3 protein-coding genes are annotated in these 7,677 nt (G+C 63.1%); 1 reads left to right on the forward strand and 2 read right to left on the reverse strand.

The window, feature by feature from the left end; genetic code table 11:
• Positions 1 to 65 precede the first annotated feature (65 nt).
• Entirely contained in the window at positions 66 to 2,522 is a 2,457-nt protein-coding gene (locus AC0ZT5_RS31500) for a penicillin-binding protein 1A (protein WP_477228494.1), read from the reverse strand.
• 213 nt (positions 2,523 to 2,735) lie between these two features.
• Positions 2,736 to 3,998, reverse strand: coding sequence for an N-acetylmuramoyl-L-alanine amidase (locus AC0ZT5_RS31505; protein WP_488499583.1), 1,263 nt, complete (start codon positions 3,996 to 3,998; stop codon positions 2,736 to 2,738).
• Between the two features lie 653 nt (positions 3,999 to 4,651).
• Here AC0ZT5_RS31505 and AC0ZT5_RS31510 point away from each other — a divergent pair.
• Positions 4,652 to 7,633, forward strand: coding sequence for an Rne/Rng family ribonuclease (locus tag AC0ZT5_RS31510; protein ID WP_488499584.1), 2,982 nt, complete (start codon positions 4,652 to 4,654; stop codon positions 7,631 to 7,633).
• The last annotated feature ends 44 nt before the right edge of the window (positions 7,634 to 7,677 follow it).

The following is a 7,677-nucleotide window of genomic DNA, read 5'->3' on the forward strand; positions in this document are numbered from 1 at the left end:
GGCCGCCGCCGGCTGTAAAGCAAAATGGGCTGGCGCAAGGCCAGCCCATCCGCTCATGAAAATCGTCAGTAAAGGCCGCCGCCACCGGACTGGATGGCCTGGTTGGCCTGCGGCGACAGTGCACCGCCGGTGGCATTGGAGCCGTCGGCGCCCATGCCGATCACCCAATAGCTGTCGGCAGGCCCGGTACCCGGCTTGAAGGCTTCGATGATGGTGCCGGGATCGCCCGAAGCGGCACGCATGCCGGTCTTGCGATTGATGGCGATCAGATTCATGCCTTCCGGCACCTTGAAGTCGACATTGGGCGTGCCATCCAGCGCCACCCGCATGAAGTCCTTGAAGATAGGTGCCGCGAGACCACCGCCGGTAGCGCCATGGCCAAGGCCGCGCGGCGTGTCGTAGCCCATGTAGAGGCCGACGACGAGGTTGGGCGTAAAACCGATGAACCAGGCGTCCTTTTCGTCGTTCGTCGTCCCGGTCTTGCCGGCGATGTGGCGGCCGAGTTCGCCGATGGTGGCGCCGGTGCCGCGCTGCACGACACCTTCCATCATCGAGGTGATCTGATAGGCGGTCATCGGATCGAGCACCTGCTCGGAATTGTCGACCAGTTCCGGTTCCGGCTGGTTCTGCCATTCGGGCGCATTGCAGCCCTGGCAGCCACGTTCGTCCTGCTTGAACACCGTCTTGCCGTAGCGGTCCTGGATGCGGTCGATCAGCGACGGCTTGATCGACTTGCCGCCGTTGGCCATGATCGAGTAGGCCGACACCATGCGCATCACGGTCGTTTCGCCGGAGCCCAGCGCCATCGGCAGATACGGCGCCAGATGGTCGTAGACACCAAAGCGCTCGGCATACTCGACGACCAGCTTCATGCCCATATCGTTGGCAAGCCGCACCGTCATCAGGTTGCGCGACTTCTCGATGCCGGAGCGCAATGTCGCCGGACCAGCAACGGTGCCGTCATAGTTCTTCGGCGTCCAGGTCGTGTTGCCGCTCTGGATGGTGATCGGCCCGTCCATGATCACCGAGGCCGGCGTATAGCCATTGTCGAGCGCGGCCGAATAGACGATCGGCTTGAACGAGGAGCCTGGCTGGCGCATGGCTTGCGTCGCGCGGTTGAATTCGGACTGGGCGTAGGAGAAGCCGCCGACCATGGCCAGCACGCGGCCGGTATGCGGATCCATGGCGATCAGGCCGCCCTCCACCTCGGGAACCTGGCGCAGGCTGTAGGCGCCATCGGCGCCATCGTTCTTCTGCACGAAGATGACGTCGCCCGGTTTCAACACGTCCGCCGGCGACTTGGCCTTGACGGTCTTGCCGTCGACCAGATGGCGCATGGCGAAACCCATGTCGTCCTTGCTGACGGTGCCTTCGACGCGTTCCTTGACGATCTCGCCCGACGCCTGGCGCGCCGGCTGCAGGCCGATCGACAGGCCGGTCTCCGAACTGTCGAGCACGACGGCCAGCGACCATTCGGGGACATCCTCCAGCCCCTTGACGTTGCCCAGCGGCACGCCCCAGTCGCCGGACACGTCGATGGTCGTCACCGGTCCGCGATAACCGCGCAGCGTGTCGTATTTCATCAATCCGTTCTGCATCGCCTTGCGGGCGATGAGCTGAACCTTCGGATCAAGCGTGGTGCGGACGGAAAGGCCGCCTTCGTAAAGCGCATTCTCGCCGTAACGGGCGATGATCTGGCGGCGCACCTCCTCGGTGAAGTACTCGCCGGCGAAAAGATAGGTGCCGTTGCGGCGCGGCGTCACGCCCAGCGGCTCGGCCTTGGCCTTGGCGCCTTCCTCACGCGTCACGTAGCCATTCTCGACCATCTGGTCGATGACCCAGTTGCGGCGCTCCAGCGCGCGATCGGCATGTTTGAAGGGATGGTAGTTGTTCGGCCCCTTCGGCAGCGAAGCCAAATAGGCGGCCTCGGCCACGGTCAGCTCGTTGACCGACTTGTCGAAATAGGTCAGCGCCGCACCGGCGACGCCATAGGCGCCGAAGCCGAAGAAGATTTCGTTGAGGTAGAGCTCGAGAATACGATCCTTGGGATAGGCCTGCTCGATGCGGAAGGCGAGGATCATCTCCTTGATCTTGCGCTCATAGGTCTGGTCCGAGGACAACAGGAAGTTCTTCGCCACCTGCTGGGTGATCGTCGAGGCGCCGACCTGGCGCTTGCCTGAGCCAAAATTCTGCAGGTTGACGATGATTGCGCGGCCAAGGCCGGTCACGTCGATGCCGGGGTGGTTGTAGAAGTTCTTGTCTTCGGCGGACAGGAACGCCGCCTTGACGCGATCCGGTATGGCCTGGATCGGCAGGTACAGGCGCCGCTCACGGGCATATTCGGCCATCAGCGCGCCGTCCGACGCATGGATGCGGGTGGTCACCGGCGGCTCGTATTTGGCCAGCACCTCGTAGTCGGGCAGGTCCTTCGACAAATGGCCGATGTAGATCGCAACGCCCGCCGCGACCAAAAGGGCCAGCGTCGTGCCGATGCCGAAAAAATAGCCAATGAGACGAATCATACCCGCTCCAGTCCTTGGTTCGGGAATTTCCTAAACGAAGCCGCCTTCCGCGCAAGCTTTCGAGCCGGTCCCAATCCGCAATCGAAAACTCATGTCGCCACCATGTGGACAAAATACGGCAATGCCTGAATTCGTGACCGCAGGCCGTAAATAAAGGCAACAGCTGTTGTCGCCGCGCAACGCTGCCCCTGGTTGTGGGCGACGCGGAGCATGTCAGCCTCCGGTTCCGGCTCCGGTCTTGGCTGACGCGAAAAGTGCGACGGCATTGGTTATACTCTGAGCCGCCTTGCCGCGCCAGTCGGCGTTGAGCAACTGCGCCTCGTCCTTGGCATTCGAGAGATAACCCAGTTCGACCAGCACGGATGGCACGTCGGGTGCTTTCAGCACCTTGAACCCCGCCGAACGTTGCGGATTGTTGATGAGGCCGACGCTGGTCGAAAGCTGGCCGACCAGCGTGTGGGCGAAGCTCATCGAGAAATTGTGCGTCTCGCGGCGGATCAGGTCGATCAGGATGTCGGTGACTTCCTTGCTGTCGTTCTTGATTTCCATGCCGGCGAACTGGTCGGAGAGATTTTCGCGGTCGGCAAGCGCCTGCGCCTCGGGATCCGAAGCCTTGTCGGAAACGGTGTAGACGGTGGCGCCGCGAATGCCCTTGACGCTGATTGTGTCGGCATGGATGGAAATCAGCAGATCGGCCTCGTGCTGCCGGGCAATGCGCACGCGATCATCCAGCCGCAGGAACTCGTCGGTATCGCGCGTCATGAACACATCGTAGTTACCAACGGCCGCCAGCTTGTCGCGCAACTCAGTGGCGAAGGCGAGCGTGACGTTCTTCTCGATGGTGCCGTTCAGGCCCTCGGCGCCGCCGTCGATGCCGCCATGGCCCGGATCGATGACGACAGTGAAGCGATGGCCCGGATTGGACACCGGTCCGGTGCCGACCCGCGCTCCCTTGTCGGTCGAGACCGTCGATCCGGTGGTCAGCGCCTGATTGGCAAGTGCCGCGTCGAACTCGCGAGCGGAGGCTGCCGAGATGTCGATGGCGATGCGGTAGCCGGTTCCGTCCTCGTTCTTGAGCACATCGAGCTTGTCGACGGCGAACGGTCCCTTGCCGGTGAGGATCAGCCGCGAAACGCCCTCGCCGAGCGCGCCCAGGCGCACGCCCCTGACCAGGCCGCGCGCCTTCAAGTCCTTGGCGTTGATGGCGAATCGTGTGTTCGCAAGATCGATGACGAGACGATTGGGACCGCGCAGCAGGAACCATTTGACATCGGGTTCGCGATCGAAATCCATGACGATGCGCATCTTGGTGGCATCGCCCGCCATCTTGTAGCCTTTTGCCACCAGCGGTGCTTCGGCGGCATTGGCAACGGAGGACGAGGCGGAAGAGATCGCCAGCAACAGCACGAGGCAGAAGGCAACGATGATCCGGCCGCCGACACGACATCCCTTGTCTGTGAAGTCTGCCAGTCCCATCTCTCTTCCAGTCGCTCCCGGTTTGGCGCCAGGCGCCCGTCGTTTCGTCGAAGTGCCGGTAAGGCCGCGAACTCGATTAACGATTGGTATCCAGAGAAGGTTAACCAAGCCTTTTCATGCAAGGGTCGGAGCCTGTACTTACGTTACGGAACTGCTTTTTGCCGGCATCGGAAATCGGGGTTGCCTTCCACCCCGCCAAATCATAAAAGCGATACTGGATCACTGCAATCCTGGAACCGCCCTCCTCCGCAGCTTCCTGCTACAGGGTCAGATGAAAGGCGGCTCCTTTCGCTTCATGCGAAAAGGGTTCAGGTGATCGCGACGAAATTTCGCAGGTGTGCGCCCGTGGCGGGGGAATCGCCTGCGTGAGGAAAACGGCCGGGTTTGTTCCCGCGCCGGCTCTGTAAGAGCAAACAAGCTGGTCCGGTTTGTCCGGGCTTTGGTTCAAAAGGTTCTGCTGGTGACGATGGCTTCAAGCGCAATCATGGAAAGGTCCGCATCAAACCGCGCCATTATGGCTGCGGGCGGCACCGCCATGGCGCTCAAGCGGCGGCCGGCGGACGTTCAATTATCCGGCACCCACACTCCAGACACGCAGCAGCGGGCTTTGCTACGCAAGCTGCGGCTGACGGCTGCCGGGGGGAAACGAAATAATGCCCAACAAAATGCTGATAGACGCCTCCCACCCGGAGGAAACACGCGTTGTCGTCGTTCGCGGTAACCGTATTGAAGAATTCGACTTTGAATCCCAGGACAAGAAGCAGCTCAAAGGAAACATCTACCTAGCCCGCGTAACGCGCGTAGAGCCCTCCCTTCAGGCAGCCTTTGTCGAATATGGCGGCAACCGTCACGGTTTTCTCGCCTTCAGTGAAATACACCCCGACTACTACCAGATTCCGGTCGCCGACCGTCAGGCACTGCTGCGCGCCGAAGCGCAGGAGGCCGAAGACGAGGAGGACGAGGATGGCGACGGCGATGATCGCCAGAGCCGCGATCGCGGGCGGCGCGGACGCCGGCGCGGTGGCAAGAGCCGCGACCGTGGTGAACACAGGCGCGACGCAGGCGCGGCCGGCGAGACCGAAGGCTCCGGCGAGGCAAGCGAAGGCGGCGACAATGGCGATGTGGTTGTCGAGGAGATCTCTCACACTTCGGAGATCATCGAACACGCGGCCGATGCGTCCGAACATGTCGATACGACTGAACATGCCGACACGTCCGAACATGCCGATGCGTCTGGGCAAGACGAAGGTTCTGCCGAGCAGGACGAAACCGAAACGCGCGACGGCGGCCCGACGTCGATCGCCGCCTCGGTCGAAGCCGATGTGATTTCCGAAGCCGTCCCGCAAGCAGAAGGCAGCGAAGCGACGTCAGGCGACAACGATCGCGGCATGCTCGAGGAGGTTCAATCCTCGCACCCGGACGACCACGAGGTCGAATCGGTCGGCGCCGAGGATGCGTTGGAAGAAGTGCGCAACCGCCGCAAGCCGGTGCGCCGCCAGTACAAGATCCAGGAAGTGATCAAGCGCCGGCAGATCCTGCTGGTGCAGGTCGTCAAGGAAGAGCGCGGCAACAAGGGTGCTGCCCTCACCACCTACCTGTCGCTCGCCGGCCGCTATTCGGTGCTGATGCCGAACACGGCGCGCGGCGGGGGCATTTCGCGCAAGATCACCAGCGCGGTCGACCGCAAGCGCCTCAAGGAGGTCGTTGCCGATCTCGAAGTGCCGCAGGGCATGGGCGTCATCCTGCGCACCGCCGGCGAGAGCCGCACCAAGGCCGAGATCAAGCGCGACTACGAGTATCTGATGCGGCTTTGGGAAAATGTCCGCAGTCTCACCTTGCAATCGACGGCCCCTGCCCTCGTCTATGAGGAAGGCAGCCTGATCAAGCGTTCGGTGCGCGACCTCTACAACAAGGATATCGACGAGATCCTTGTCTCCGGCGAGGAAGGCTACCGCGAAGCCAAGGACTTCATGCGCATGCTGATGCCGAGCCACGCCAAGGTGGTTCAACCATTCCGCGACACGACGCCGATCTTCGTGCGCAATGGCATTGAGGCGCAACTCGACCGCATGCTGCAGCCGCAAGTAACGCTGAAGAGCGGCGGCTACATCATCATCAACCAGACCGAGGCGCTGGTCGCCATCGACGTCAATTCGGGCCGTTCCACCAAGGAGCACTCGATCGAGGACACCGCGCTCCACACCAATCTGGAAGCGGCCGAGGAAGTCGCCCGCCAGCTCAGGCTGCGCGATCTTGCCGGCCTGATCGTCATCGACTTCATCGACATGGAGGAGAACCGCAACAACCGCTCCGTCGAGAAGCGGTTGAAGGATCACCTCAAGAACGACCGTGCGCGCATCCAGGTCGGCCGCATCTCGCATTTCGGCCTGATGGAGATGTCACGCCAGCGCATCCGCGCCAGCGTGCTGGAATCGACCATGAAGCCCTGCCCGCATTGCGGCGGCACCGGCCATGTGCGGTCCGATTCATCGGTCGCGCTGATGGTGGTGCGGGCCATCGAGGAATTCCTGCTCAAGGATTCGCGCAGCCACATCACGGTGCGGACGCCGGCGGCGACCGCGCTCTACGTGCTCAACCACAAGCGCGGCACGCTGGTGGAATTAGAAAGCCGCTTCGGCCTGACCATCACCGTCGAGGCCGACGATTCCGTAGGCGCGCAGCATTATGCGATCTTCCGCGGCGCACTGGCGGAAAAGCCGGAAGGCTTTGTCGAGGTGCGCAGCCTGCCGGCCTATGTCGAGCCGGATGAGCCCGAGGACGAGATCGTCGTCATCGAGGAAGACGACGAGGCGCCCGTGCAGGCTGAGCAGCCACGCCAGCAGCAGCCGCAGCAACAACAGCCACGGCCTGCTGCCGGTGGCGAAGAAGGCGAAGGCCGCGACCGCAAGCGCCGCAAGCGCCGGCGGCGTCGTGGCGGCAAGGACCGCGACCGCGAACACGGCGCACCTGCGGACGGGTCTCCCGTCTCCGCACCGGCCGCTGAGTTCTCCGGCTCGGCAACCACTGCCAGCGACAGCGACGCGGAAGCGGACGACGACGCTCCTCTCGGTGTGGCCGAAACGTCTGAAACGGTTGAGGCTTCGGATGAAGGCCAAGGCAAGAAGCGCCGGCGTGGCAAGCGCGGCGGCAAGCGCAATCGCCGCGAAGACGGTGAAGGCGAGGTCGAGACAAGCGCTGGCGAGACGCTCGATGTGTCGGATAGCGACGTAGCGGAAAGCGTGACAGTCTCCAGTGAGTCGGTAGTTGCCGCACCGGCCGAAGAGCCAGTGGCGCTTGCTCCGGCCAATGACGACGCGCCGAGCACGGAAAAGCCGAAGAAGCCACGTCGTGCCGCCAAGCCGAAGAAGGCCGCGGCCGAGGTCGTCGCCGAGGAGCCGGCCGCTGCCGAAGCGGTCGCGGAGGCACCGGCCGAGACGCCGGCCACGGCGTCCGACGAGGCAGCGGCAGCGACGGTCGACGAGGCGCCGAAGTTCCGCCCGTCATTGCGCAAGCTGGCGGCCTTGGATGCGCCGGTCGTGCCGGTGGTGCCTTCGACGTTTGCCGACGAACCGGCGTCCAAGATCGAGGACAAGCCGAAGCGCGCCGGGTGGTGGCAGCGGAAAGGCTTTTTCTAGGCCTTTCAGCCGCTTGACTGGATTTCTTGACAAAAAGAATCCCG

This window comes from Mesorhizobium sp. CNPSo 4670, from assembly GCF_057784235.1.